This window comes from Mesorhizobium sp. CO1-1-7 (genome assembly GCF_020164885.1).
GTDB lineage: Bacteria > Pseudomonadota > Alphaproteobacteria > Rhizobiales > Rhizobiaceae > Mesorhizobium > Mesorhizobium australicum.
This window is the reverse complement of record NZ_JAIUHA010000007.1, coordinates 42,731-67,849: the sequence shown is the minus strand read 5'-3', so window position 1 is coordinate 67,849 and position 25,119 is coordinate 42,731. Positions and strand designations below refer to the sequence as shown.

Below are 25,119 nucleotides of genomic sequence, written 5' to 3'. Positions count from 1 at the left end.
GCTTCACCCGTGCGTCACAAACCACTCGTCGAGCTTCGCTTCCAGCGCCTCGACAATCGTCTCGTCGTCCAGTTCCTCGATCACCTCGGCGACGAAAGCCTTGACCAGCAGACCGCGCGCGCTCTTTTCGTCGACGCCGCGCGCCATCAGGTAGAATAGATGGTCGTGGTCGATCTCGGTCACCGTCGCGCCGTGGCCGCAGACGACGTCATCGGCGAAGATTTCGAGCTCCGGCTTGGTCGAGAACTCGCCATCGTCGGACAGCAACAGCGTGTTGCAGGCCATCTTGGCGTTGGTCTTCTGCGCATATTGATGGACGTTGATGCGGCCCTGGAAGACGCCACGCGCCTTGCCCGTCACCACGTTGCGGACGATCTCCGTCGAGGTCGTGTGCGGCACGGCGTGGTCGAGCACCATGGTCACGTCAGTGTGGGTGTCGCCGGCGAGCAGGTTGATGCCGCGCAATCGGAAGTCGGCGCCCTCACCTGTCGTCTTGACCATGATCTCCTGGCGCACAAGCTTGCCGCCGGCGTTCATGACGAACAGCGTCAGTTTCGCGTTCTTGCCGATATGGGCCTTGAACTGTGCCAGATGCGTCGCCGTCTCCGGCTGCTCCTGCACGATCAGCCACGTTACCTCAGCACCTTCGCCGAGCACGAGTTGGCTGACCGAACTGGTCAGCGCCGCGCCCTCGCCCGCCTGACGCTCGACGATAACGGCCTTGGCGCCGGCGCCGACGCGAGCGGCCAAGCGCACATGGGTCTGGCCGCCGGCCTGCAAATTCTGCAGCTCGACCGGCTTTTCCAGTTCGGCGCCATCGGCGATGTCGACAAAGTAGCCGTCGGCAACGAAAGCCGTGTTCAGCGCACCGATGGCATCGTCATTGCCATAGGGGTCGAGCCCCGGCGCGATGCTGCCGTCGGTCAGTTTTTCCGACAGGCGCTGGACGCTGACGCCCTCGACAACCGGCGCCTTGGCACTCGATACGCCGTTCAACAGGCTCAGAACTGTCGAACCGTCGACGATTGGCGCGATGGCTTTCGCCGCGGCGGCCGGGTCGAACTCCGGCACCGCGTTCAAAAGGCGGCGCAGGTCGGTATAATGCCAGGATTCGATGCGTCGCGTCGGCAAGCCGTGCTTGATCGCTTCGATGGCATCGTCGCGCTTCAGCATCACCGCGCCGTCGCCCGGCAACAGCGACAGCCGGTCGCCGAACGCGTCGATCAACGCTGTCTCGGCCGGTGTGCGCTGCGGTTGTGTGTGCATATTCATCAGCTTTGCCCCGTCTTTTGGCACAAAATGACCTGGCATCTCACGCGGCTTCGCCGATCACGCCGGCATAGCCATTGGCTTCGAGGTCGAGCGCCAGGGACTTGTCGCCCGACTTGATGACCTGGCCCTTGTAGAGCACGTGCACGCTGTCGGGCACGATGTGCTCGAGCAGGCGCTGATAGTGGGTGATGACCAGGAAGGCCCGGTCCGGCGCCCGCAGCGCGTTGACGCCGTCGGAGACGATCTTCAGCGCATCGATGTCGAGGCCGGAATCGGTCTCGTCGAGCACGCAGAGTTTCGGCTCCAGAAGCTTCATCTGCAGGATCTCGGCACGCTTCTTCTCGCCGCCGGAAAAACCGACATTGAGCGGCCGCTTCAGCATCGCCATGTCCATGCTGAGCGAGGCGGCGGCTTCCTTCACGCGCTTGAGGAATTCCGGGATTTTCAGCGGCTCTTCACCACGCGCCTTGCGCTGCTCGTTCATGGCCACCTTGAGAAATTCCATGGTCGCGACGCCCGGTATCTCCATCGGATACTGGAAAGCGAGGAAAATTCCTGACGTAGCGCGCTCGGCCGGATCCATTTCGAGGATCGACTGGCCGTTGTAGAGGATGTCGCCTTCGGTCACCTCATAGTCCTCGCGGCCGGCAAGGATGTAGGACAGGGTCGACTTGCCCGAGCCGTTCGGGCCCATGATCGCGGCGACCTCGCCGGCTTTCACCGTCAGGTTCAGGCCGCGGATGATCTCGGTGCCGTCATCGACGATGCGAGCATGCAGGTTCTTGATCTCAAGCATTCTTTGTTTCCTGAATATTTATCTGGGCTGGTCAGCCCACCGAGCCTTCCAACGAGATGCCGATCAGCTTCTGCGCCTCGACGGCGAACTCCATCGGCAGTTGCTGGATGACGTCCTTGACGAAGCCGTTGACGATCAGCGCGATGGCTTCCTCCTCGGGGATGCCGCGCTGCATGACGTAGAATTTCTGGTCCTCGGAAATCTTCGACGTCGTCGCCTCATGCTCGAACTGCGCCGTCGAGTTCTTGGCTTCCATGTAGGGCACGGTGTGGGCGCCGCACTGGTCGCCGATCAGCAGGCTGTCGCAGTTGGTGAAATTGCGGGCATTGGTCGCCTTGCGGTGCGCTGAGACCTGACCGCGATAGGTGTTCTGCGAGAAGCCGGCGGCGATGCCCTTGGAGATGATGCGGCTCGACGTGTTCTTGCCGAGATGGATCATCTTGGTGCCGCTGTCGACCTGCTGGTAGCCGTTCGACACCGCGATCGAATAGAATTCGCCCGAGGAATCGTCGCCGCGAAGGATGCAGCTTGGATACTTCCAGGTGATTGCCGAGCCGGTCTCGACCTGGGTCCACGAAATCTTCGAACGGTGGCCACGGCAGTCGCCGCGCTTGGTCACGAAATTGTAGATGCCGCCCTTGCCCTCGGCGTCGCCGGGGTACCAGTTCTGTACCGTCGAATATTTGATCTCGGCATCGTCGAGCGCGACCAGTTCGACCACCGCCGCATGAAGCTGGTTCTCGTCGCGTTGCGGCGCCGTACAGCCCTCGAGATAGGAGACGTAGGCCCCCTCCTCGGCGATGATCAGCGTGCGCTCGAACTGTCCGGTGTTCTTCTCGTTCATGCGGAAATAGGTCGACAGCTCCATCGGGCAGCGCACACCCTTCGGCACGAAGACGAAGGACCCGTCCGTGAATACGGCCGAATTCAGTGTGGCGTAGTAATTGTCGGAGGTCGGCACGACCGAGCCGAGATATTTCTTCACCAGTTCGGGATGCTCGCGGATAGCTTCCGAGATCGAGCAGAAGATGACTCCGGCCTGCGCCAGTTCCTTTTTGAAGGTGGTGACGACGGACACGGAATCGAACACGGCGTCGACGGCGACGCGGCCCGACTTGTAGACGTTGTCGCTGGCTTCCTCGAACTCCGAGGCGTCGGTCTTCTGGACGCCTGCGAGGATCTCCTGCTCCTTCAACGGAATGCCGAGTTTCTCGTAGACTTTCAAGATCTCAGGATCGACGTCGCTGAGCGAAGTCGGTCCGGGCGTGCTCTTGGGCGCCGCGTAATAGTAGATGTCCTGGAAGTCGATCTTGGGGTAGTTGACGCGCGCCCAGGTCGGCTCTTCCAGCGTCAGCCAGCGCCGATAGGCTTCGAGGCGCCATTCCAGCATCCAGGACGGCTCGTCCTTCTTGGCCGAGATGAAACGGATAATGTCTTCGCTCAGGCCCTTGGGAGCCTTGTCGACGGCGATCTCGGTCTGGAATCCGTATTTGTATTGGTCGACGTCGATCTTTCGGACCCGATCGATCGTGTCCTGCACAGCAGGCATAAGCGTTCTCCATCCACGCCGGGGTCAAGGCCCGACAGTTTTCAAACTATGGCACCGCCAAATGGACACCGAGCAGCATCCGCGGCAGCGTAAGTTCAATATAGTGCGCCTCGACCGGAAATTCACCCGGCCAGCATGAAACGCACGGCTCTACCAGGCCGAAAGGCCCAAATCCGTTTTTCTCAAGCATCGGATTCTCCGTCCGATGCTCCAACCGCTAGGCGGCCTTCTCTCTACCCGCCCGACGCGCGGCAATGCTTGCCAGCGCGGTGCGGAACAGTTCGATGTCCTCGGCGGCGGTCGCGGCACCGACCGAGACGCGCAGGGCGCCAAGGCTGTCGCCGTATCCCATGGCTTTCAGCACATGGCTCGGCCCGACCTTGCCCGACGAGCAGGCGGAGCCGGCGGAAACCGCCACGCCGGCCAGATCGAAGGCGATCTGCGCGGTTTCGGCTTTCACGCCGGGAATAGCGAAGAATGTCGTGTTGGCAAGCCTTGGCGCGCCCGTTCCGAAGATTTCCACGTCCGGCACCAGCGTCTTCAGGATGGCTTCGGCCTCATCGCGACGCTGCCGCACGGCACCGACGGCCTTCAGTCCGGCCAGGGCTTCTCGTGCAGCGGCGCCAAACCCGGCAATGCCAGGCAGGTTCTCGGTGCCGCCACGGTGGCCTTTTTCCTGGCCGCCGCCATTGATCAGCGGCGTCGGCATCATCAGGTCGGCCGCGGCGACGATGGCACCGGCGCCCTTGGGGCCGCCGATCTTGTGTGAGGATAGAATTGCATAGTCGGCGTATCCAGCCGCCATGTCGATCGAGACGCGGCCAGCGGCCTGCACGGCATCGACGACAAGAATGCCGCCCGCCGCCTTGAGGATTTCGGCGATGCGATCGATCGGCTGGATGACGCCGGTTTCGTTGTTGGCGGCATGGATCGCCACCAGCGGCAGACCGTCGGCCTTGTCGTGGCCGGCGAGCGCCGCGGTCAAGGCGTCGAGGTTGACGATGCCATCGGCGTCGACACCGATCCGCGTTACCTGGCTTGCCGGGAAACGTCCGCCATTCAGCAGGCACGGATGGTCGGCCTCGCACACGTAGAGCCGGCTCATGCGAATGGCGCCGCGCCCCATCCGCCAGTCCGGCGTCAGAAGCGCCGAGGCGGCCTCGGTCGCACCCGAAGTGAAGACGACATGTTCGGCCTTGCCGTTGACCAGTGCCGCCACGTCGCGCCTGGCATTGTCGACGAGCCTGCGCGCGGCGCGCCCCTCGGCATGGACCGAAGAAGGGTTGGCCGCATCAAACGCCGCGACCATGGCCTCGCGCGCCGCTGAAAGCAGCGGCGCACTGGCATTATAGTCGAGATAGGCGCGTCTCGCGGCCATTTTTGTCCAGTTCTTCCCGTCAGAAGCCATTCCGCCGACGTATGGCGTTATTTCCTTGAAATTCCAAGGCAAGCCGTCCTATTTACGCGGCTTGCGGCGAGGGCGACCGGGCGATTGCGTTTCGGCCACCCAGTTTTGAACAATTCTAAACTAGCTTCTATGAAGACGCTCGCCCTGCGTCAAGGTCTGTGGAAGCGGGGCCAGAGGAACAGTTTTCCGGGCACCGCGCACTTGTATGTCACGTGGAGTATTTCATGCCTGAGGTCATTTTCACCGGTCCGGCCGGCCGCCTGGAGGGACGCTACCAGCCCTCGCGGGAAAAGAGCGCGCCAATTGCCATCGTGTTGCATCCGCACCCGCAGTTCGGCGGCACGATGAACAACAAGATCGTCTACGACCTCTTCTACATGTTCCAGAAGCGTGATTTCACCACGCTGCGCTTCAATTTTCGCGGCATCGGCCGCAGCCAGGGCGAGTTCGACCATGGCACCGGCGAGTTGTCGGACGCGGCGGCGGCACTCGACTGGGTGCAGTCGCTGCATCCGGATTCCAAGAGCTGCTGGGTCGCCGGCTATTCCTTCGGTTCGTGGATCGGCATGCAGCTGCTGATGCGCCGGCCCGAGATCGAGGGCTTCATCTCGATCGCACCGCAGCCCAACACCTATGATTTTTCCTTCCTGGCGCCCTGCCCGTCTTCAGGCCTGATCATTCATGGCGACGCCGACAAGGTGGCGCCGCCGAAGGATGTGCAAGGCCTGGTCGACAAGCTGCATACGCAGAAGGGCATCACCATCACGCAGAAGACCCTGCCCGGCGCCAACCACTTTTTCGCCAACGACGCCGATCTCTTGATCGAGGAATGCTCCGATTATCTCGATCGACGGCTGGCGGGAGAATTGTCCGATCCGAGGCCGAAGCGGCTGCGTTAAGACATCTGGCCAGGCGTGTTCGTGGGGCTATGAGCGGGCGGACAATGTCCGCTCCTCGCCATTTGGCTTGCCACGATACGGTTCGGCAGCGACTTATTTTTCTGGGGCAATAAGCCGGAACGATGATTTGCGGACCGGCAATCCTGAAGCTGCCGGCCGGAAGATGAAACCGAGCCTGGCAAAGACCAGTCCGCAGGCCACCGCGAAGGCACAGCCGAGGCCGAAGCCGGCGACGGTGTCGCTCGGATAGTGCGCGCCGACGAATATCCTGGTCGAGGCGATGCAGCCGGTGACCACAAGGGCGATATACCAACGCCGCGGAAACAAAAGCAGCAGGATACCGAACACGGCGCCCATCGTCGTGGCGTGGCCGGACGGAAAGCCGGCAAAGCGCGCATCGAAGGCAAAGGGGTGGAGTGCAAGGACGCCAAAATCCTGGAAGTAGAGCGGGCGCGCCCTGCCAATGGCATATTTCAAGACATTGACGGTCAGGCCCGACAGGCCAACGGCGCTCAGCACCAGAAAAGCCAGACAAGTCCAACTGTAGACCAGCATCAGCGCGCGCCGCGAAAGGCTTCGCCAATCCGTCAGATTGGCCGCGACAAGCAGAAGCGCGGACGGGATGAGATACCAGCCGCCCAGTCCGAACTGTGTGAAGAATTCGGCAAGCCTGGCGGCACCCGCCGACCATTGGCCATGGGCTACCCCCGCCGGCGTATCGAGACGAACAAAGGCGGCTGCCGTCAGAAAGACCCAGACCAGTCCCCACGCCCACCATGAGATGTTGGGATAGCGAGCGGGCCGAACGGCGAGGCGCCGCCTTGCGATCCGCAGGGTGTCGCGAAAATTGTCGAGGGACCGGCGTCCTATCCCGAGGAGGGAGCTGGTAACTGGTGGGCGTGATTTCACGAGCATTGGAAACTGGACTCTGTCATCGACCCAGCCGTCATTGGGCCACACGATAAAGGCCGAGCGACAGTTTGTCTCCCGACGAATAGTTGAGGCCATCGATTTCAGCGACGCGGTTCACCGATTTGCCTCGCACCGACAGCATGCCATTCAGCTTCTGCTCATCCCCGATCGGGGCCAGCCCCAAGGCACAGGCAGGATCGGCGAGCAGGTGCTCCGCCACGCCTCCGACATCGGTCAGCACCGTTTTCGTGCCGACCAGAAACACCAGGCTCGGCTCCTGATACCGCGCCGAGGCCAGCACCGTTGTGTCGCATGCCTGGTTGGCAAGCACGGCTTGCCTGATCGCCGGGCTCAGCCACATCGGCTTCAGCGACGGCGCGATGACCCCGAACAGCAAGGCATAGGTGATGCCCGCGCAGGCGGCGGTGGCTCCAATGCGAGGCAGCGGCACCTGCAACTGCCTGGAGAATGCGAGATAACCGGCGCCCAGCGCTGACGCTGCCGCAGGAATGCTCCACCAGGAGAAACTGTGCGTAAGGTAGATCGGTGCCCCGATACAAACCGCGGCCAGCCCGAGGCTGACCACCACCAGACCGAACGCGGTCGACCACCACAACCACTGCTGCCAGCGCTTGAGCGGCGCATTGGCGTCCTGCGGCGACAACGTCAGCAGCCAGCCGATCAGCAGCGCCATGCCGGGATAGGCCGGCAGGACGTAATGCGGCAGTTTGGTCGGGATGAGTTCGAACACCAGCCAGAACGGAATGTACCATGCCAGGCAAAAGCGCAGCCTGAAATCGTCGCGCACACGATTGAGGGCCTGCAGGCCGGCGCCGACCGCGATCAGGCCGAACGGCCACATGAACAGCGAATAGGTTAGCATGTAGAAGCCAGGCGGCAGGCCGTGCGATTCCTCTCCCGACGCGACCTTGTTCAGCATATCCTTGCCGACGGCTTCCTGAAAAAAGGCGCCGCCGCTCTTCCAGCCGATAAAAGCGACCCAGGGCAGCACGATGAGCAAAACGAGCGCGACGCCGCGCACGAGCTTCAGCTTCAAAAGCCAGCGCCAGTCGCGTTCGAAAGCAAACAGCGCGGCCGCCGTCAGCAGTGACAGAAGCGGGGCCACGGGCCCCTTGATGAGGATCCCGACGCCTTGCGCGAACCAGAATATCCACGGCAGATGGCCGGCCACCGGCTCGTTGCGGCGCGACGCCAGGTAGACTTGCGCCAGCGCGCCCTGCGCGGCCACGCAACAGGCCAGAAGCATGGCGTCGGTTTTGGCGTCGCGTCCCTCGAACGCGGTTGCGAAGATCGCCGCCATCATCAGGCCGGCGGCAAGGCCGGCATTGGCGCCGAACAATTTTGTGCCCGTCCAGCCGATGCCCAGGACAGCGAGCGCGATTCCGAGCATCGAGACAAGGCGGTACACCCAGATCGGTGCGGCCGCGCCCTCGCCGCTCAATGCGACGGCAGCCGATTGCAGCCAGTAGATGCCGATCGGCTTCTTGTAGCGCGAGACATCCTGGAAGCGGATGTCGATATAGTCGCCGGTTTCGACCATCTGCTTGGTCGCCTGGACAAAGCGGGACTCGTCGCGGTCGATCGGCGGAAGGCTCGCCAAGCCGCTGAAACTCATCACCAAGCTGAACAGAAAGAGGAAGAGGTAGTTTCTGTTCATCGCGGGAGCTTTCCGGATCTGATCTGCGGGACGACCCCGTCGCGGCGTGCGGGCGCTGCCCTTGCGCGGCGCCTCATTACGCCAGCGGCATGGATGAGGCAAGGATTCGCAAATGCCATCCGCGCCGGCCGCAAAACCGGATTCCACTTTTGCTGATCGCGCTTGGGTGCTAAACGCGCGCGTTCACATATGCCCGCGCTGGACGGGCACACGCTTTCGGGAAAAAACCATGCCTGCCTTCAAATCCGATTTCCTGCGCACGATGAGCGAGCGCGGTTTCATCCACCAGACCTCGGATGATGCCGGTCTCGATCAACTCTTCGCCAAGGAGACGGTGACGGCCTATATCGGCTTCGACGCCACAGCCAGGAGCCTGCATGCCGGCTCGCTGATCCAGATCATGATGCTGCACTGGCTGCAGCAGACCGGCCATCGGCCGATCGCGCTGATGGGCGGCGGTACCTCGATGATCGGCGACCCCTCCTTCAAGGACGAGGCGCGCAAGCTGCTGACGCCGCAAGACATCGACGACAATCTTGCCGGCATCCGCCGCAACTTCATGCCCTACCTCAAATTCGGTAGTGGCCCGAACGACGCGGTCATGGTCAACAATGCCGACTGGCTGATGGAGATCAACTACGTCAATTTCCTGCGCGATGTCGGCCGGCACTTTTCCGTCAACCGCATGCTTGCGTTCGATTCCGTCAAGTTGCGGCTCGATCGCGAGCAATCGCTTTCGTTCCTCGAATTCAACTACATGATCCTGCAGGCCTATGATTTCGTCGAACTCTACAAGCGCCTCGGCTGCCGCCTGCAGATGGGCGGCTCCGACCAATGGGGCAACATCATCAACGGCATCGATCTCGGCCGCCGTATGGAAGATGCCCAACTCTATGCGCTGACCACGCCGCTGCTCACCACCTCGTCCGGCGCCAAGATGGGCAAGTCGGCGTCGGGGGCGGTCTGGCTCGATCCGCAGATGCTGAGCCCTTACGAGTTCTGGCAGTACTGGCGCAACACCGAGGATGCCGACGTTGCCCGGTTCCTGAAACTCTACACCACATTGCCGCTGGACGAGGTCGCACGGCTCGAGCGGCTGGGCGGCTCCGAGATCAACGAGGCAAAGAAGATTCTCGCGACCGAGATTACCGCCCATCTGCATGGCCGCGCTGCCGCCGAACAGGCCAGCGAGACGGCGCGAAAGACTTTCGAGGAAGGCGCTCTCGCCGACACTTTGCCGACCGTCGAGGCGGACAAGGCCGCGCTCGAAGCCGGTGTCGGCATCCTGTCGCTATTGGTCAGCGCCGGGCTGGCATCATCCAATGGCGAGGCACGGCGGCACATCCAGGGCGGCGCCGTGCGCCTGAACGACCAGCCGGTCAGCGACGACCGCCGACTGGTGACGCTTCAGGATTTGAGTCCGGAAAACGTCATAAAGCTTTCATTGGGCAGGAAAAAACACATCCTGGTCAGGCCGGCCTAAGGCCCTTGGAGCCGTTTCCCGGAAACGGCTCCAACTATGTGTCTTGAGGCAATTCCGGGCGGAAAACCGTTTCGCTCTAGCGGTACTCGAAGATCGACCTGAATATCCCCGGCGCGATCACCGACAGCGGATTGACGTCGAGCACCGGCTTGTTGGCATTGCCCCTGAGGCGGTAGGTGACGCCGATCAGGCCGCGGTCGCGGCCGTTGCCCAGAAGCGCGCCGACGATGGGCAGTTCGCCAAAGATGCGGTTGAGGCCATAGGCCGGCATGAAGGTGCCGGTCATATCCATATTGTTGTTCTGGTCGTAGAGGATGCCCTGGAAGGTCGTGCCGATGCGCGGGCCGCGCAGCACGCCATTGGTCAGCCGGAGATAGCCGCTGCCCTTGTCGATTTCGGCATAGCCGCGCTCGAACTTCACCCGCGACGTGTCGAGCTTGCCCTTCACCGCCTGGTTGAGGCTGCGGCTGTCGCCGGCCGGCGTGGTCGAGACGATGGAGGCGAGCTTGGGTTCGTTGACGATGAAGAAGTTGCTGGTGTCGACCTTGCCCTTCATCGGCCCGTCGTTGGCCCCGGTCAGCGCCAGCGTGATCGATCCGCCTTCCATGTGCTCATAGATGTTGAGGAACCGCAGGATGGCGCCGGCGTCCGCCGACTGCACATTGAGCGAACGCCTGCCGTCGCCGGTGGTGTTGCTGATGGCGATGGCGGCACCCGAACTCGCCGTCGCGCTGACCTTCAGTCCGTTCACCCGCGAACCGGCCGCACTGTAGTCGAGCTTCAGGTTGGAGAGTTGCTCGTCGTGGAAACCGGTGAGCTGATTGACGTCCGCACTGACTGAAATATTGTCTGTTCCTGTCGTTTTGGTCGCGGTGTCCACATCGGACGTGAACTGCTTGATCAACGAACGAGCATCAAGCGCATTGCCATTGATGCCGACCGCATAGCCCTTGCCCGATCGCTTCACCGACACGGAAACATCATCGCCCCGGTTCAGGGTGACCCTGCTGAACTTGGCCGACGACAGCGCGCCGTTGACCAGCACGATGCCGCCATCGATGGAGAATGTCTTGCCACCGAGGTCGAAGTCGGACAACGTCGTGGTGTCGCCGGCCTTGGTCATGACGAAGGTGGCGCTGGCGGGAACCCCCGCCCCCTTGCTCCAGCCGGCCCAGGGAATGTCCAGCCTGGCATTGGTCAGGTCGACCGAAACGTTCTGGTTGCCGCTGCCGCTCTTGTCGATCGCGACCTTCACCGTTCCACCAAGCAGCGGCGTCAGGCCGGGCATGGCGGCGGCGCGGATCTTGTCGTCGAGCACAAGGGCGACTTTGCGACTGCGCGCCGGCCCGTCATCCGTCAACGGCTCGACGAGATCGAGTTCGGCCGGAATGCCGTTCAGCGATGCCTTGGCCGAAATGACAGCCTTTTGCGGGTCGACCGTGATCGAGCCGTCCGCGTCCGTCACGGCCTGCCCCTCGAACGGCTTGGCCAGGGACAGGCCGGTGTAGTCGAGCGACACCAGCCAATCGAGCTTCGCCGTATCGACGCCCGACTGCAGCGGAATGTCCGCCTTGACGTGGCCGGTGACGCTGCCGGAAAGATCCTCAGGCAGGATGCCGACATGGCGCATGGCGTTGATCGGTTCGTAGGAGGCAAGCTCGGCGACGGCCGGCGCCTCCCCCTCGACATCGATGTCGAGTGCGCCGATGACCGGCGGACGGTTGGCGGCCTTGACCGTCAGCGTGCCGTTGCTGGCCGCCACCGTGCGGCCACTCGGCATGAAGACGGTGCCCGACGACAAGGAAACGTCGACGTCGTTGCCGTGGAATCCGACCACGCCCACCGCGTCGCGGATCGGTGGGATGCGGCCGGCAGTGTCGAAACGCGCGCCTTCGATCTGGAAACGGCCGAAGACCTCGTCGGCGGAAAGCGGCACGCCATTGCCGAGGCGATCCGGCACCACCTGGAACTGGAGGCTGGCGTCGACCACGCGGCCGCCGAACAGATTGTTCAGCACCCAGAGCCGCGCATTGCGCGCCGAAAACCACGGCCACAGCTGTTTGACGTGCGAGACCGGCATGTCATGGATGTTGAGCGCCAGATTGACCCCGGGAGCCTTGCCCTCGACGAATTCCACAGCCGCGGTCCCAAGCACCTCGCTGCTCCCGGCGGACCGAACCGCGATCTGCTCGGCCACCAGTTTATGGCTTTGCGGCTGGTAGACGCCGGCGATGCGCGCCAGGAACATCAGCGCGGGCTCAGGCGATTCCGATGGCGCCAGGGTCGAACCGTCGCTGGTCAGATCGTAACGGTAGGAGGGTTCCTCACCAGCCACCCCGGTTGCTGGTTTTGGCCCGATCGAGCCGCCGAAATCGAATGAAGACCTGCCGGTTTTCAAGAGCAGCCTGTCCACCTGGATCTTGTTGGAGCCATAGACAAGCGTCGCATTGACATCGGCATCCGCCGGCAGCAGCCCGCGTGTGCCAAGATCCAGCACGGACCCGGTGGACGAAAGGGCGGCGGTCAAGCGTGATGCGGTGGCACCTGACCCCTCCGATCCTGTCAACTTCAGCGCGACGGCACCAAGCTTGCCGGAACCGGCAGCGGTGGCGCCGGCATCCGCCAGATTGATGCTGGCATCCAACGCCGTCACCCGATGCGCCGCGATGTTACGGGTGGCGGAAGCTACAACGGTGACTGTCCTGCCGTCGACGTCCGCGTCGGAGGTGAACTCCATGCCGCCCGGCCCCGACTGAACCACGGTGGCGTCGGCGATCTTGACCAGCTTGATCGATCCAGCGTCGGGCAACACGAACTCGACATTGCTGAGATCGATCCGGCGCATCGAATCTTCCCGCACGGCGTCGAGCGCACGATGGATGTAGCCGAACACCGCGTCCGACAGCTTCTCCGGATCGACGAGGCCGTTCTCGTTGCGCAGTGCCGCCGTCCAGTCGCCGCCGGACGGCATCGCCGCCATGACGATGCGAGCATCGGAGATCCTGGCGCTGGTCAGCCGCACCTCGCCCCACAAAAGCGGCACCAGGCGGATGCCGAAGCGCACACGCCCGGCATCGGCCATGGGTTTGCCGTCCGATGTCTTCAGGCTGACATCGCTCACCTGCAGCGCCACGAAGCTCGAACTGTCGAGCGTGATGCGGGCGGGCCCGACAGCGACATTGACGTCGACGCCCGCCAGCCTCTCGATGGCGCTCTCCGCCTCGACGCGCAGCCGGTCAGAACCAATGCCGGAAAGGCCGATGAGATAGACCGCCGTCGCGGCCAGCAGCATGAACGCGACCACGCCGGCAAACACTCGCGAAAGGATGCGAAAGCCGCGGCCGATCGCCGCCTGGCCAAGAGGCGGGACGCGGCACGCGGACGGCAGGGCCCCCAGGTCGGTGATTTCGTCCCGCCTGAACCGGATCTTCTCGTGCTGCGGTTGCTCCTGATCCACGCAATCTTCCGTTGTACAAACTCGCTCGTGGACGAATCCCCGGTCGACACTATATCGGTGTGGCTTCGCGCGTAACCTCAAACAAGGGCATCGATATGGCTGACCTCGAAGTAGGCGATCCCGCGCCGCAATTCGATCTGCCGCGGGACGGCGGCGGATCGCTCAGCCTGGCCGCATCCGCCGGCAAGCCAGTCGTGCTCTATTTCTATCCTCAGGATGACACGACAAGCTGCACGCAAGAGGCGATCAGCTTCTCGCGGCTGAAGCCGGAATTTGAGAAGGCCGGCGCTGTCGTCATCGGCCTGTCGCCCGACAGCGCCAAGAAACACGACAAGTTCAAATCGAAATACGATCTAACCATCGATCTTGCCGCCGACGAGGAGCGCAAGGTGATCGAGGCCTACCGCCTGTGGGTCGAGAAATCGATGTATGGCCGCAAATACATGGGCGTCGAGCGCGCGACATTCTTGATCGGCCGTGACGGACGGATCGCCAAGATCTGGCGCAAGGTCCGGGTCAAGGGCCATGCCGAGGCCGTTCTGGAAGCCGTTCGCGCGCTTTGAGCGTCGCCAAAGCACACGACGCAAACGACGATCGTGGCGCTATTCGTCAGGCACCGCGTCGGCTTTCGGCTGCCGCCGGGTCTTCCAGGACTTCGAAACATGGTCCACATGATCGGCCAGTGCGGCGAGATGACCGCGCAAGCCGCGCGCACCCATCATCGACGACAGCGCGACTGATTGCGTGGCGAAGCGGCGCTTGAAATCCTCGCCGCCGCAGAGAAAATCAATCGTGGCAAGGCCACGGTCGAGCGACCACTGGATATAGTCCATCATCAGCACCATACCCGGCGAGGCGCGCTCGTGTTCGGGATCGTAGGTGGTGACGAAAGCCATCATCGTGCCGTGCTGCTCGAAGTTGATCGAGACCGCGATGATCGTGTCGTCAAGCTCCAGCACGAAAATGCGCAACAGCCCGAGGTCGGCCAGCACGGAAATAAGCGCGGCGAGAACCGGCGAGCCCTCATCGAACAGATCCGAAGCGCGGCCATGCCGAACGAGCCAGAGCCGCTTCAGCGTCGCGACCCGCTCGAGCACCGGCTCGCGCGGGTCATCCGCATCCAGGAGGCGGAAACGCAATGCGCCGCTCTCTTCCATGAATTTGCGGCCGCGACGATAGTTCTGCCGGCCCTTTTTCGACAACGTCTCGAACCATTCCGCCCCACTCTGCCAGGGACCAGTGACACGATAGCTGATTTCACCGCGGTGGTTGGGCCGAAGCGCTTTGCCATGGGCCGGGTGCAGCAGGGCATGAACCCCGGCATCCGGCAGCAGACGGTTGAGGTAGATCAGGTCGAAGCCGCCCTGATCGAAGACATGCTGCCAAAGGCGGGAGATCGCCTGCGGGTCGCTGTCGGGTGCAACCAGCGCGTCGCCATAGTCACTGTGATCCTTCGCCGCCCATTCGAGCATGCGGATGCCGGAGCGCCTGAAGGTCGCGAGCGCTATCACGCCCTCGAGCCGGTCGCCGTTCCAGGCAAGCCCAATCCTGAGGGCGCGCCGCTCCTGATGCGGGGTGGTGCGCCACCAGGCCGCGATCCAGTCGGGATGCTGGAAGACAAGCCCGCCAGCCCGCTGCCAGAGCGCGCTCCAGGCCGGTGCGATCTCGGCCAGGCGCACCGCCGATGTCACGATTTCGAAGGTGCGTGTCCGCGGGATGGAGAGCGTGACGGGAGCGTTCATGGCCGTGTCCCTTCCGATGGTCGCTCGGTCCGTGGCTGTCGCTTTCCAGGCCGGATGCGCCTGGCAACATGGCCCCACATCCGCTTCAGCGGCATGACATAAAGGCCGGCGAGCGACTGGTAGTCGCGCACATCGCGGTCGACCAGTCCGAACTTGAAGTCCTCGTCGGGCCTCGGCACGCACAATGTTCCGAAGAGCCGGTCCCAGAACGAGAAGAGCAGTCCGAAATTCTTGTCGTAGTGGCGCGGATCGACGCTGTGATGCAGCTGGTGCCAATGAGGACACAGGATCAAGTTGTTGAGCGGGCCAAACGAGATCTTGAAATGCGTGTGCCTGACGAAATCCATCATCAGGATGTTCCGCATGACATAGACGTTGACGCCAAAGACGGTCAGTTCGACAAGGTTCAGCGAAATCAGCGACCAAATGCCGAAGCACAGCCCCACGATGAGCCCGTCCCAGGCTCGGTTCATCAACTCGTCGAGCGGATGGACCCGGTCCTTGGTGATCCCGACCAGCACCTCGGCCGAGTGATGCACCTTGTGCAATTCCCAAAGCAGGGGGTAGCGATGCTGGGCGACGTGATAGAGATAATAGGAAAAGTCGTAGGCGAGCAGCATGCTGATGGTGAAGATCAGCACCGTCACCGGTCCTGCCGGCCCCTCGATCAGAGGCGGCTGAAACTGGAACAGTGTCGAAAACAGCCAGTTGGTCCCGTAGCCCACCGCCGTGACGAAGACAATTCCGGCGGGCAGCATCAGGAAAGGCATCAGGGCCTTCCTGGTGATCCAGAACAGCAGGTCGGCCTTCGCGGAGGGATGGGTGATGACCTCATGGGGGACGACGAACTCGAAAAATTCCTTCCAGCTCTTCTCCTCGACCGTGCGCCAATAAGCCACGAGCGCGCTGACAAGGGCCGTCAGCAGCAAAAGCCCGGTCGCCAGCAGACTGGTGCCCGAAATCTTGTCGAGGATCTTGCCAACCAGGTCGTCCAGCATTCCTACCGCCACGGTGAATCCGAAATACCAGCAGGTCTTTACTCGAAAAGAGTCAATTAAATGCAATCGAATACAGTTAAGAAACCTGGAGCTTGCTCAGCGCGTGACTGACCGCTGCTGGCGGAACATTGGTGCTCCTCGCCAACGATTTCGCGACGTAGCGGCCGTAGCTGGCGATTTCCATGCAACCTCTCGCCTGCATTGCGTGCATTCGGCGTCGCGCTGCCGATACGGCAAGCCTTTGTTAACCCTAATAATGTGTAATCAGGCGGTCGTGGTGTCGTAACGAAAGCTTGGTCCCGTGAACGCAACCGGTCAGTCCGCAGTCTTCGGCAGGCGCAAGGAACCGCACACGATCATCATCGCCCGGGGCAACGAGATCAGGCACTTCACGATCCGTCCCTGGCTGGCGGCATTCATCGGTTCAGCACTCGCCGCCATTGCCATCGGCTACCTCCTGGCCACATCCTATCTCGTGCTGCGCGACGACCTGATCGGCGCCACCACGGCGCGCCAGGCGCGCATGCAGCAGGCCTACGAGGACCGCATTTCGGCGCTTCGCGCCCAGGTCGACCGCATCACCAGCAGGCAGTTGCTCGACCAGCAACTGATGGAGACCAAAGTCAGCGAATTGCTCGAGCGCCAGACGCAGCTCAGCCAGCGGCATGGCCGTCTCGGCCCACTGCTCGAACGCGCCGAAAGTGACGTTGGAACGGTGCCCGCCGAAGATCCGGCCGCGCCCGCCAAGCCGGACAAGCGCGCCGAGGTGACCGGCGGCATCAGCCAGCCAGCGCGGAACTACGCGGTTGCCAGCCTGGGCGCGGACCTCGGCACCGCCGACACAAGGCCCTTCTCCTTGTGGTCGACCCGCACCGATCCGCTGCCCAGCGACTCAGCCGCCGATCGCGCCGACAGGCTGTTCGTCTCGATCAACCAGTCGCTGAAATCCATCGAGAATGAACAGCTCAGCCGCATCAACACGCTCGCGGACAATGCCTACAAAAGCGCCGATGCCATCCAGCAGGCGCTGCAGACGGCCGGACTGCCGGTCGACAGTGATTTCGGCAAGAACGAAAGCGATGTCGGCGGACCGCTGATTCCGCTCGACTCGTCGATGATCTTCGACAGCAAGGTCAAGGAACTGGACGAGGCGCTGGATACGCTCGATCACCTCAAGAAGGAAGCGCGCCGGTTGCCGCTTGCAAACCCTGCCCCTGGCCACTCCGTCACCAGTCCGTTCGGCGTGCGCACCGATCCCATTCTCGGCACGGCCGCGTTGCATTCGGGCATGGATTTCAGGGCACCGATCGGCATGGCGGCCAAGGTCACCGCGCCCGGCATCGTCACCAAGGCCGGCTGGAATGGCGGCTATGGCCGCATGGTCGAGATCGACCATGGCAATGGCTTTGCCACGCGCTACGGACATCTCAGCGAGATCGACGTGACGGTAGGCGAGAAAGTGGACGCCGGCACCGTCATCGGCAAGACCGGCAGCAGCGGGCGCTCGACCGGCCCGCATCTGCACTATGAAGTGCGCCACAATGGCGAGGCGATCGATCCGCTGCGCTTCTTGACCGTCGGCAAGAAAGTCGCCCAGTACCTCTAGGAAGATCAACCGCTCGCTTGCTGAATCCGGAGCCGTCGGTCCCGGTCGAGCACACCTCTCCTCGTCATGCGGTATCCCGCACCCCGTAAACCGCCATAGGATCGCGGCTCCTCCCGCGTTCCGGATTATTTTTGAATTCCATTTGACTGAATAAATATTTGATGCGAACCTCACGTCAGGTGGGGGCGCAAGGCATGGCATTGCGGGGGACCAATCAGGAGTTCGGGCGGCCATACAACCGGCGCATCGTGCTTGAGTCCATCCGCCGTCATGGCCCGATTGCACGCGGCGACATCGCCAGGCACGTCGGGCTCACCGTGCAGACCGTGTCGACCATCGTTCGCGAACTGGAGGAACAGGGCTACATCCTGTCCGTGCGCGAAGAGCCGAAGGGACGTGGCCTGCCACCGGCGACGCTGCGTATCAACCCGGAAGGCGGCTATGCCGTCGGCATCCACCTGACGCCGCTTGGAATAGACGCCGCGCTGATCAATCTCAGCGGCGACGTTATCGAGAGTTCACGCCGCGAAGCGTCCAACGCGACGCCCGATCACGCGTTCGACCAGATCGGCGCCATGGTCCGCGACCTCACGGGCAAGCGGCCCGGCGGCCGCGTCATCGGCGTCGGCATGGCGCTTCCCGGCCCGTTCGATGTGGACTCCATGAGCTTTGTCGGCCCGACCACGATGACCGGCTGGAAGCATGTGGCGCTGCGTGAGCGGCTGACGACCGCGACAGGATTGCCGGCGTTCTTCGAGAGCGACATGGCCGCGGCCGCGATGGGCGAGCGGCTCTATGGCATCGGAGCCCGCCATTCCGACTATTACTATCTCTATTTCGGCGTCGGGCTTGGCGGCGCGATGATGCATGACGGCAGCGTTCTGCGCGGCGCCTGGGGCAATGCGGGCGAGATCGGCCACATTCCCGTGGTCCCCGATGGCGAGCTTTGCCCCTGCGGCAACCGAGGCTGCCTCGAGCGCTACCTCTCGCTCGAGGCGCGAGGCCGCCGGGCCGGCAGCGACGCCGATTGGGTGGCGCAAGTCGGCCCGATCTTCCGCAACACCATCGCCATCATCGAAAACCTCTTCGATCCAGAGACGGTCGTGCTCGGCGGCCTGGCGGCATCGGAACTGCTCGAGCGCCTGGCGGACGCGGCCGAACCGCTGCACAATTCGGTTTCGGCCCGCGCGGACCGCAAGACGCCGCGCGTCATCGTCGCCAGCGGCGGCCAGCATGCCGTGCTGCGCGGCGCGGCGGCGCTCGCCGTTTCAGGGGTGTTGTCGCCACGCTTCGGCCAGATGTTCGCCGCCGAACGCGAGCGCGGCCGCGACATACTTTCGGCCAGGGAGATTGCCGCATGAGCGAACCCCTGCTGGTGCTCGACAACGTGACCAAGAACTACGGCGCGATCGAAGCGCTGAAGGGGATCAGCTTTTCCATCGGCAAGGGCGAAGTGGTGGCGCTGCTCGGCGACAACGGCGCCGGCAAGTCGACGCTGGTCAAGATCATAGCTGGCGGTCTCGAACCGACCTCCGGCCGCATGCTGTTCGAGGGCAAGGAATTCCTGGCCCGGTCGCCGGCGGAAGCCAAGGCGGCGGGCATCGAGACCGTCTACCAGGACCTGTCGCTGTGCACCAATGTCGATGTGGTGGCCAATTTCTTCATGGGCCGCGAGATCACCAGAAAGGTTCTCGGCATTCCGGTGCTCGACGAGCGCGCCATGGAAGCCGTCGTCGGCAAGGCGCTGGCCAGCGCCGGGACCCGCATTCCTTCACTGCGCACCAATGTCGAGCATCTCTCGGGCGGCCAGCGGCAGGCCATCGAGCTGAACCGCTTCGTGCATTGGGGCGGCAAGCTGGTGCTGCTCGACGAGCCGTTCGCCGCACTTGGCGTCGAGCAGACGCGGCGCGGTCTCGACATGATCCGCCAGGTGGCGAGCCAGGGCATCGGCGTCGTCATCATCACCCATATCATGCAGCAGGCTTTTCAGGTCGCCGACCGGATCGTGGTCATCCGGCAAGGCGTCGTGGCGGGCGATGTCGCCCGCAACAAGACAAGTCCCGATGCGGTGATCAACATGATCACCGGAGAGACGCTTGCCGGTGCCGGACCGGCGGGCTGAGGGACAAAGAGGGGTCCGGCTTAACAGGGAGCCAACCACATGAAGCGAATACTTCTTGCTGTCTTCGGTATCCTGGCACTGGCCTTTGCCACGCTTACGCCGGCATTCGCCCAGTCCAAGGGTATCGTCTACTACATGGTGCCGACATTGCTCGACGAGTTCCAGACCGGCTCGGTGAGCGCGCTGGAGCTGTTCCTGAAACAGACCGGCTACGAGATGAAGACGCTGAACGCCGACAACAAGACCGACGCGCAGCAATCGCAGATGAACGACGTCATCGCGTTGAAGCCGGCGGCGATCATCCTGGCCGCCGTCGATTTCAATGCGCTGAAACCATCGATCGAGGCAGCGCGCGCGGCCGGCATTCCGGTGGTCGAGTTCGACCGCCAGATCACGTCGACACCGTCCGACTTCACGTCGGTCGCGGGCACCGTCGAGATCGGCTACGTCGCCGCCGAGCAGGCCGAAAAGCTTTTGAAAGCCAAGAACGGCTCGGTGAAGGGCAAGGTCCTGCAGGTACTTGGCGATCCCGGCGATCCCTACACGCTCGACATCCAGAAGGGTTTCGAGGAGAAGATGAAGGCGTTCCCGGACGTCAAGATCATCTCGCTGCCGGCCATGCAGTGGGAGGCCAGCAACGCCGGCACCATCGTTGCCGACCAGATGCTGGCCAATCCCGACATCGACCTGATCTTCAGCCATGCCGCACACCTGTCGGTCGCCGCCGTCGCCTCGCTCGAGGCCGCCGGCAAGAAGCCGGGCGACGTCATGCTGATGAGCTCGAACGGCGCACCGGTCGGCCTCGACCTGATCCGCAAGGGCTGGCTCAACGTCGAGGTCGAGCAGCCGCTTTACGCACAGGCCGCCGCCGTCGCCATGTTCATGGACAAGGTCGTCAAGAAGGAAGAGATCAAGCCCGGCGAATACGATGTGCTTGGCCTGAAATCGACCCTCACCAAGGAAGCCTGGGGCCCCAACATCAAGATCCCGGGTGCCGCCATCACCAAGGAAAACGTCGACAACCCGGCTTTCTGGGGCAACCAGAAGCCGCCGACGGATACCGTCAAGCCGGTCGAATAGACAGGCGGCCCGACCGCTCCGGGCCATACCAGGCCCGGAGCCCTGCCCTGCCCGCATGAAACGAGACGCAGGCAACCTGCCGCGGCCTTGATCCCGCACGCCAACCGGATCGACACATGAACCCTCGCACACGCCACGCCCTGGAGTTCGTCCTCGACAACCTCGTCTGGTTCATGCTGCTTTTTGTCCTGGTCGTCTTCTCGCTGTTCATCCCGAACTATTTCCAGCTCGGCATCTTCGCAAACATCATCGAGGCGTCGAGCGTGCTCGGCGTGATGTCGATCGGCCTGGCGCTGGTCATCATTGCCGGGCACATGGACCTGTCGGTCGAATCCGTCGCCGCTCTCAGCGCCATGGCGGTGGGCATCCTGTTTTGTTCCTCGGGCATTGGCCTCGGCGTGCAGTTGCACCCGGGATGGCTGATGGTTCCGGTCTCGCTGCTGCTGGCGCTGGCCGTCGGCGGCCTCATCGGCGCCTTCAACGGCTATCTCGTGGTCAAGGTCAAGATGAGCGCCTTTATCATCACGCTCGCCTCCTACATCTGGGTGCGCGGCCTGGTGCTGGTCATTTCGGGCGGCCGCTCGGCGCAGGATCTGGCACCCGCCATCCGCTGGTTCGGCATCCAGCGCCTGATCGGTCTGCCGCTTACCGCCTGGATCGCGGTGGCCTGTTTCGTCGTGTTTTCGCTGATCATGGCCAAGACCCCGTTCGGCAGGCACCTGGTGATGATCGGCGGCAATGAAACCGCGACCTTCCGTGCCGGCATCCGGGTGAACCGCAACCTGATCATCGCCTTCGTACTCGCCGGCGCCATCGCAGGGCTGGCCGGCTGGCTGCTGGCGATCCGCACCTCGGGCGCCACCGCCAATCTGGGCGTCGGCCTTCTGTTCAACGCCTTCGCGGCCGTGGTTATCGGCGGCGTCAGCCTGAAGGGCGGCGTCGGCACCTTGCCCGGCGTGTACGCCGGCGTGCTCCTGCTTTCGGCCATCAACACGGCGATTAACCTGATGGGCCTGCCCGCCAACTTCACCCAGGTCATCCATGGCCTGCTGGTGCTGGCGGCCGTGCTGCTCGATGCATTCAAGCAAACCATTCGCCAAAGATTGGCGTGAGACGGGGATTGGCGTGACAGGACGGCTCGCATGACAGGACGACTGGAAGGCAAGGTGGCGCTGATCGTCGGCGGCGCGCGCGGCATCGGCAAGGGCATCGCGCTGCGCTTCGCCGAGGAAGGTGCAAGGCTGGTGCTCGCCGACTCCGAGACCGAGGCCGGGCGGGCAAGTGCGGATGAGCTTGGCGTCCCCTTCATCCGCACCGACATCTCGCAAATGAGCGACGCCGAGGCCGCCGTGGCGCTTTCGCTGAAACACCATGGCCGCCTCGACGTCATCGTCCAGAATGCCGGCATCTATCCCTGGCAGTTGATCGAGAACACCAGCGCCGACGACTGGGACCGCGTCATGGCGGTCAATTTGCGCGGCACCTTCAACGCCAGCCGCGCGGCCCTGGTGCCGATGAAGGCGCAGCGCTTTGGCCGCATGCTCTACACCTCCTCCATCACCGGCCCGCATGTCACCAGCCCCGGCCATGGCCACTATTCCGCGACGAAAGCAGGCATCAACGGCTTCATTCGCGCCGCGGCGCTGGAATTCTCCGCCTACGGCGTCACCGTCAACGGCGTCGAACCCGGCAATATCCTCACCGAAGCCATCCAGGAGCATCGCGGCGCCGCCTATATCAAGAACATGGAAGATTCCATCCCGCTCGGCCGGCTCGGCAGCCCACGCGACGTGGCCAACGCCTTCCTGTTCCTCGCCTCGGACGATGCGAGCTACATCACGGGAACGACCATCGTGGTCGATGGCGGGCAGTTGCTGCCGGAGGGCAAGGATTTCCGGATGGTGCCGCCGTGATATCGCGCTGCGCTAGCGGCCGGGTCTCAGCTGACTTGAAATGTGGGTTTGAATGGTGGGCGATGACGGGCTCGAACCGCCGACATCTTCGGTGTAAACGGTGGGCTCCCCACTGAAACCCTTGGAAATCCGGGAAAAGAGCACTTCGCAATATGCGGTTTTAGGCATGTTGTTCTGCCTGTGTTCGGCTTTTCAGGTTCATTGAACCGAAGAGCACTTCGTAAATGGGGTTAGATATGAGCCGATATTTTAAACAGCGGATGACTGAAATTAGGTCAACGCCAAACCTTATCAAATCGACCAAATCAGCAGTTTTCGATCCGAAGGCTAGGGAGTGGCGGCCAGCCTCGCCGGAGCCGGTTGCCGGCAATCGGCGCGGGTACATCTATTTTGCGATGTGCGGCAAACTCGTGAAGATCGGCTTCGCCACAAATGTTTATGGCCGGATCGCCGCGCTCAACAGCGGGAACGTCAACAAGCTATCCGTTCAAGAGGTGTTCCACTTCTATTTCGAAGCCAAAAAAATGGTCAACGACCGCTTTGCCAAGGACCGGGTTCGGGGCGATTGGTTCAGGCTGACGTGGGAGCTTGAGGAACTTTGGCATGACATTTGGGATTTCCAGGGCGGCCGGTCACGGGGCAGCACGGGCAGAGAGTCTCTCGACAACATGCCAGATGTGTTCTTCGAACTTGATGATGTAGCTTATCTGCTAGCAAACATCAGCTCGTGACCCGTCTCCCGCATTTCGTCGATTTCGCTAATCGCGCGTGTGAGCTGGACCCGTCGTGCGGTTGAAGAATTCGGCGTCATTGTAAAACGACGCCGTCGCCAAACGAGTACGAGAAGGGATGCCGGATGCCCAGACGTGAAGCGCGCACCGCCGCCGCTGGCGCCGTCCGAGATGCGGATGTCTTCATCGATATAGGCAAGATCGGCTTGCCCGGGGCGGACAAAAGCTTCGCGCGGGGTCACCAGCATGGCGTCGATGAGCGGTGCGCTGGTTACGTCGGTGGTGCGGACCTGACCAACGACCATCTTCAGGCGGCGTTGGGAGAAATCAGCGCTCATGTTCCAACCAATCCGCGTCGCGCGCCACCCCGCTGACCAGACCGTCCGCGGTCCAGATTCGACTGGAACCTCCGCTCCGGCGCAATCGCGCTGGAGCCCGGGCATCTGGAGGCCCTCGCCGGTCAATCACGAGGTCGTTCATCGGGGCATCTGGAGTTGGACTGGGCGCATCATCAGTATATGAAGCTTGATAAGAAGCCCGGCGTGGTCGATTTTGAGCGCTGCGATGCGAGCTAGGGAGGGCGAAACCTTCACAGCGCACAAAGCAGTCATGGAGCAGCCCGCAGGGCTCGTCACCACGATACCGCCAGCCTAGACAAGGATATCGCCACAGTTGGAAGCAAAGATGGGCAAGTTGGGCAATGGATACGGGAGCGAATTTCATTTGCTCCGGTATCTGGAATTTGATCGCGTCAGTCTGAACAGCGCAATTCAAATGACCACCGGCTCAGACGATGTTGAATGGCTCCCCGGACCGCCCGATCCGCACAATCCAGGGAAGCTCCGGGAATGGAAAGGCCTCAATTTCCTCAGTCATGATGTTCCGTTGCAAAGCGCGTGGCGAAAAATCTGGCCAAGCACCGGCAATCCCCCAAATTGGGATGGTGTTGGCAGGGTCCGGATAGGTGGCCAATGGCAATGGCTACTGGTAGAGGCCAAAGCGCATGAAGGGGAAGTGGCTTCTTCGTGCTCGGCCTCAAGCGAGCACAGTCGGGCTCAGATTGCGGTGACCCTAGCAGCCACGAAGCAGGCTCTTGGCGTAAGCCCTGAACGTGATTGGCTCAAGGGCTACTATCAGTATTGCAACCGACTTGCGGTCTTAAACTTCCTCCATGAACAGAACGTCCCGGCCCACCTCCTGTTCATCTACTTCATTGGCGACAAAAGCGGCTCGGGTCGCAATTGCCCGCAGACGAAAACTGACTGGCATGACACCCTAGAGCGCCAGAGGAAGCATGTCGGGATCCCAAACAACCATCCGTTGCAAGAGGGGGTGCATACCCCCTTCCTGCCCGTCCAAGCCCCTGTGGCGTGAAGGGTCCAAACCGCCCAAACATCTCTGGATAGAAATACCGAAAGAAGAGGTTGAGGATGAATGCTGCCGCAAAGAGCATCCGGACGGGGCGCTGATTAT

At 62.7% G+C, this 25,119-nt stretch carries 23 protein-coding genes; 12 read left to right on the top strand and 11 right to left on the bottom strand.

What is annotated here, in order from left to right; genetic code table 11:
- Positions 1-3: 3 nt before the first annotated feature.
- Positions 4-996: a Fe-S cluster assembly protein SufD gene (sufD, locus tag LB516_RS16410; protein ID WP_411969400.1), complete on the bottom strand. Its 993-nt coding sequence runs from the start codon at positions 994-996 to the stop codon at positions 4-6.
- Between sufD and LB516_RS29155 the strand changes: the two genes are divergently transcribed.
- A complete protein-coding gene (locus tag LB516_RS29155) occupies positions 911-1,102 on the top strand; it encodes a PEP-CTERM sorting domain-containing protein (RefSeq protein ID WP_411969399.1) in 192 nt (63 codons plus the stop codon). The two genes, sufD and LB516_RS29155, sit on opposite strands and share 86 nt — an antisense overlap.
- Positions 1,103-1,312: 210 nt before the next feature.
- Here the strand turns inward: LB516_RS29155 and sufC are convergent, their stop codons facing one another.
- Genes sufC through LB516_RS16390 form a run of 4 tightly spaced genes read right to left on the bottom strand, consistent with a single transcriptional unit; the run spans position 1,313 to position 4,995 of the window.
- Positions 1,313-2,068, bottom strand: coding sequence for a Fe-S cluster assembly ATPase SufC (gene sufC, locus LB516_RS16405; protein ID WP_015318168.1), 756 nt, complete (start codon positions 2,066-2,068; stop codon positions 1,313-1,315).
- A gap of 31 nt (positions 2,069-2,099) precedes the next feature.
- Entirely contained in the window at positions 2,100-3,617 is a 1,518-nt protein-coding gene (gene sufB / locus LB516_RS16400; protein WP_224719996.1) for a Fe-S cluster assembly protein SufB, read from the bottom strand.
- 46 nt (positions 3,618-3,663) lie between these two features.
- Positions 3,664-3,807: a hypothetical protein gene (locus LB516_RS16395; protein WP_015318170.1), complete on the bottom strand. Its 144-nt coding sequence runs from the start codon at positions 3,805-3,807 to the stop codon at positions 3,664-3,666.
- Between the two features lie 27 nt (positions 3,808-3,834).
- Positions 3,835-4,995, bottom strand: coding sequence for a cysteine desulfurase family protein (locus tag LB516_RS16390; RefSeq protein WP_224719995.1), 1,161 nt, complete (start codon positions 4,993-4,995; stop codon positions 3,835-3,837).
- 254 nt (positions 4,996-5,249) lie between these two features.
- Between LB516_RS16390 and LB516_RS16385 the strand changes: the two genes are divergently transcribed.
- A complete protein-coding gene (locus LB516_RS16385) occupies positions 5,250-5,924 on the top strand; it encodes an alpha/beta hydrolase (RefSeq protein WP_015318172.1) in 675 nt (224 codons plus the stop codon).
- Positions 5,925-6,017: 93 nt separating this feature from the next.
- On the opposite strand, the gene LB516_RS16380 is transcribed toward LB516_RS16385, so the two are convergent.
- Both LB516_RS16380 and LB516_RS16375 read right to left on the bottom strand, forming a co-directional pair.
- Positions 6,018-6,839, bottom strand: coding sequence for a phosphatase PAP2 family protein (locus LB516_RS16380; protein WP_224531434.1), 822 nt, complete (start codon positions 6,837-6,839; stop codon positions 6,018-6,020).
- 31 nt (positions 6,840-6,870) lie between these two features.
- The gene (locus LB516_RS16375; RefSeq protein ID WP_015318174.1) at positions 6,871-8,514 is read right to left on the bottom strand and encodes an ArnT family glycosyltransferase; all 1,644 of its coding nucleotides are present in this window, start codon (positions 8,512-8,514) and stop codon (positions 6,871-6,873) included.
- A gap of 229 nt (positions 8,515-8,743) precedes the next feature.
- Between LB516_RS16375 and tyrS the strand changes: the two genes are divergently transcribed.
- Positions 8,744-9,997: a tyrosine--tRNA ligase gene (tyrS, locus tag LB516_RS16370; protein WP_224682311.1), complete on the top strand. Its 1,254-nt coding sequence runs from the start codon at positions 8,744-8,746 to the stop codon at positions 9,995-9,997.
- Between the two features lie 76 nt (positions 9,998-10,073).
- Here tyrS and LB516_RS16365 read toward each other — a convergent pair whose 3' ends face one another.
- The gene (locus LB516_RS16365; protein ID WP_224682312.1) at positions 10,074-13,454 is read right to left on the bottom strand and encodes a DUF3971 domain-containing protein; all 3,381 of its coding nucleotides are present in this window, start codon (positions 13,452-13,454) and stop codon (positions 10,074-10,076) included.
- A gap of 95 nt (positions 13,455-13,549) precedes the next feature.
- Here LB516_RS16365 and LB516_RS16360 point away from each other — a divergent pair, with 95 nt between their 5' ends.
- Positions 13,550-14,017: a peroxiredoxin gene (locus LB516_RS16360; RefSeq protein WP_015318177.1), complete on the top strand. Its 468-nt coding sequence runs from the start codon at positions 13,550-13,552 to the stop codon at positions 14,015-14,017.
- A 39-nt stretch (positions 14,018-14,056) separates the two neighbouring features.
- Here the strand turns inward: LB516_RS16360 and LB516_RS16355 are convergent, their stop codons facing one another.
- Positions 14,057-15,196, bottom strand: coding sequence for a GNAT family N-acetyltransferase (locus LB516_RS16355; RefSeq protein WP_015318178.1), 1,140 nt, complete (start codon positions 15,194-15,196; stop codon positions 14,057-14,059).
- A complete protein-coding gene (locus LB516_RS16350) occupies positions 15,193-16,194 on the bottom strand; it encodes a sterol desaturase family protein (RefSeq protein ID WP_224531438.1) in 1,002 nt (333 codons plus the stop codon). The genes LB516_RS16355 and LB516_RS16350 overlap by 4 nt, the downstream gene beginning before the upstream one ends.
- Before the next feature lie 301 nt (positions 16,195-16,495).
- Between LB516_RS16350 and LB516_RS16345 the strand changes: the two genes are divergently transcribed.
- The 7 genes from LB516_RS16345 to LB516_RS16315 all read left to right on the top strand — a co-directional run bounded on the left by LB516_RS16345 (position 16,496) and on the right by LB516_RS16315 (position 23,646).
- Positions 16,496-17,800, top strand: a complete 1,305-nt coding sequence (locus LB516_RS16345; protein WP_224719994.1) for a M23 family metallopeptidase — start codon at positions 16,496-16,498, stop codon at positions 17,798-17,800.
- A gap of 194 nt (positions 17,801-17,994) precedes the next feature.
- Entirely contained in the window at positions 17,995-19,161 is a 1,167-nt protein-coding gene (locus LB516_RS16340) for an ROK family transcriptional regulator (RefSeq protein ID WP_224719993.1), read from the top strand.
- Entirely contained in the window at positions 19,158-19,922 is a 765-nt protein-coding gene (locus LB516_RS16335; RefSeq protein ID WP_135864119.1) for an ATP-binding cassette domain-containing protein, read from the top strand. The genes LB516_RS16340 and LB516_RS16335 overlap by 4 nt, the downstream gene beginning before the upstream one ends.
- Before the next feature lie 39 nt (positions 19,923-19,961).
- Complete coding sequence (locus LB516_RS16330) at positions 19,962-21,002, top strand: sugar ABC transporter substrate-binding protein (protein ID WP_015318183.1); 1,041 nt, start codon at positions 19,962-19,964, stop codon at positions 21,000-21,002.
- Positions 21,003-21,118: 116 nt separating this feature from the next.
- Positions 21,119-22,114 carry an ABC transporter permease gene (locus LB516_RS16325; RefSeq protein WP_140617016.1) on the top strand — a complete coding sequence of 332 codons (996 nt, stop codon included), beginning with the start codon at positions 21,119-21,121 and terminating at the stop codon, positions 22,112-22,114.
- A 30-nt stretch (positions 22,115-22,144) separates the two neighbouring features.
- Positions 22,145-22,915 (top strand): SDR family NAD(P)-dependent oxidoreductase, encoded by a 771-nt coding sequence (locus LB516_RS16320; RefSeq protein WP_224719991.1) that lies wholly within the window; start codon positions 22,145-22,147, stop codon positions 22,913-22,915.
- Positions 22,916-23,151: 236 nt separating this feature from the next.
- Complete coding sequence (locus LB516_RS16315; RefSeq protein WP_224719990.1) at positions 23,152-23,646, top strand: GIY-YIG nuclease family protein; 495 nt, start codon at positions 23,152-23,154, stop codon at positions 23,644-23,646.
- Here the strand turns inward: LB516_RS16315 and LB516_RS16310 are convergent.
- Positions 23,619-23,984: a hypothetical protein gene (locus LB516_RS16310; protein ID WP_224719989.1), complete on the bottom strand. Its 366-nt coding sequence runs from the start codon at positions 23,982-23,984 to the stop codon at positions 23,619-23,621. The two genes, LB516_RS16315 and LB516_RS16310, sit on opposite strands and share 28 nt — an antisense overlap.
- Positions 23,985-24,330: 346 nt before the next feature.
- Between LB516_RS16310 and LB516_RS16305 the strand changes: the two genes are divergently transcribed.
- Positions 24,331-25,020, top strand: coding sequence for a hypothetical protein (locus LB516_RS16305; protein ID WP_224719987.1), 690 nt, complete (start codon positions 24,331-24,333; stop codon positions 25,018-25,020).
- Positions 25,021-25,119 lie beyond the last annotated feature (99 nt).

Coding starts and splice junctions, on each gene's coding strand:
- LB516_RS29155 (WP_411969399.1), top strand. CDS start 911: ATGCTGCCGTCGGTCAGTTTTTCCGACAGGCGCTGGACGCTGACGCCC.
- sufC (WP_015318168.1), bottom strand. CDS start 2,068: ATGCTTGAGATCAAGAACCTGCATGCTCGCATCGTCGATGACGGCACC.
- sufB (WP_224719996.1), bottom strand. CDS start 3,617: ATGCCTGCTGTGCAGGACACGATCGATCGGGTCCGAAAGATCGACGTC.
- LB516_RS16395 (WP_015318170.1), bottom strand. CDS start 3,807: ATGCTTGAGAAAAACGGATTTGGGCCTTTCGGCCTGGTAGAGCCGTGC.
- LB516_RS16390 (WP_224719995.1), bottom strand. CDS start 4,995: ATGGCCGCGAGACGCGCCTATCTCGACTATAATGCCAGTGCGCCGCTG.
- LB516_RS16385 (WP_015318172.1), top strand. CDS start 5,250: ATGCCTGAGGTCATTTTCACCGGTCCGGCCGGCCGCCTGGAGGGACGC.
- LB516_RS16380 (WP_224531434.1), bottom strand. CDS start 6,839: ATGCTCGTGAAATCACGCCCACCAGTTACCAGCTCCCTCCTCGGGATA.
- LB516_RS16375 (WP_015318174.1), bottom strand. CDS start 8,514: ATGAACAGAAACTACCTCTTCCTCTTTCTGTTCAGCTTGGTGATGAGT.
- tyrS (WP_224682311.1), top strand. CDS start 8,744: ATGCCTGCCTTCAAATCCGATTTCCTGCGCACGATGAGCGAGCGCGGT.
- LB516_RS16360 (WP_015318177.1), top strand. CDS start 13,550: ATGGCTGACCTCGAAGTAGGCGATCCCGCGCCGCAATTCGATCTGCCG.
- LB516_RS16355 (WP_015318178.1), bottom strand. CDS start 15,196: ATGAACGCTCCCGTCACGCTCTCCATCCCGCGGACACGCACCTTCGAA.
- LB516_RS16350 (WP_224531438.1), bottom strand. CDS start 16,194: ATGCTGGACGACCTGGTTGGCAAGATCCTCGACAAGATTTCGGGCACC.
- LB516_RS16340 (WP_224719993.1), top strand. CDS start 17,995: ATGGCATTGCGGGGGACCAATCAGGAGTTCGGGCGGCCATACAACCGG.
- LB516_RS16335 (WP_135864119.1), top strand. CDS start 19,158: ATGAGCGAACCCCTGCTGGTGCTCGACAACGTGACCAAGAACTACGGC.
- LB516_RS16330 (WP_015318183.1), top strand. CDS start 19,962: ATGAAGCGAATACTTCTTGCTGTCTTCGGTATCCTGGCACTGGCCTTT.
- LB516_RS16325 (WP_140617016.1), top strand. CDS start 21,119: ATGAACCCTCGCACACGCCACGCCCTGGAGTTCGTCCTCGACAACCTC.
- LB516_RS16320 (WP_224719991.1), top strand. CDS start 22,145: ATGACAGGACGACTGGAAGGCAAGGTGGCGCTGATCGTCGGCGGCGCG.
- LB516_RS16315 (WP_224719990.1), top strand. CDS start 23,152: ATGAGCCGATATTTTAAACAGCGGATGACTGAAATTAGGTCAACGCCA.
- LB516_RS16310 (WP_224719989.1), bottom strand. CDS start 23,984: ATGAGCGCTGATTTCTCCCAACGCCGCCTGAAGATGGTCGTTGGTCAG.
- LB516_RS16305 (WP_224719987.1), top strand. CDS start 24,331: ATGGGCAAGTTGGGCAATGGATACGGGAGCGAATTTCATTTGCTCCGG.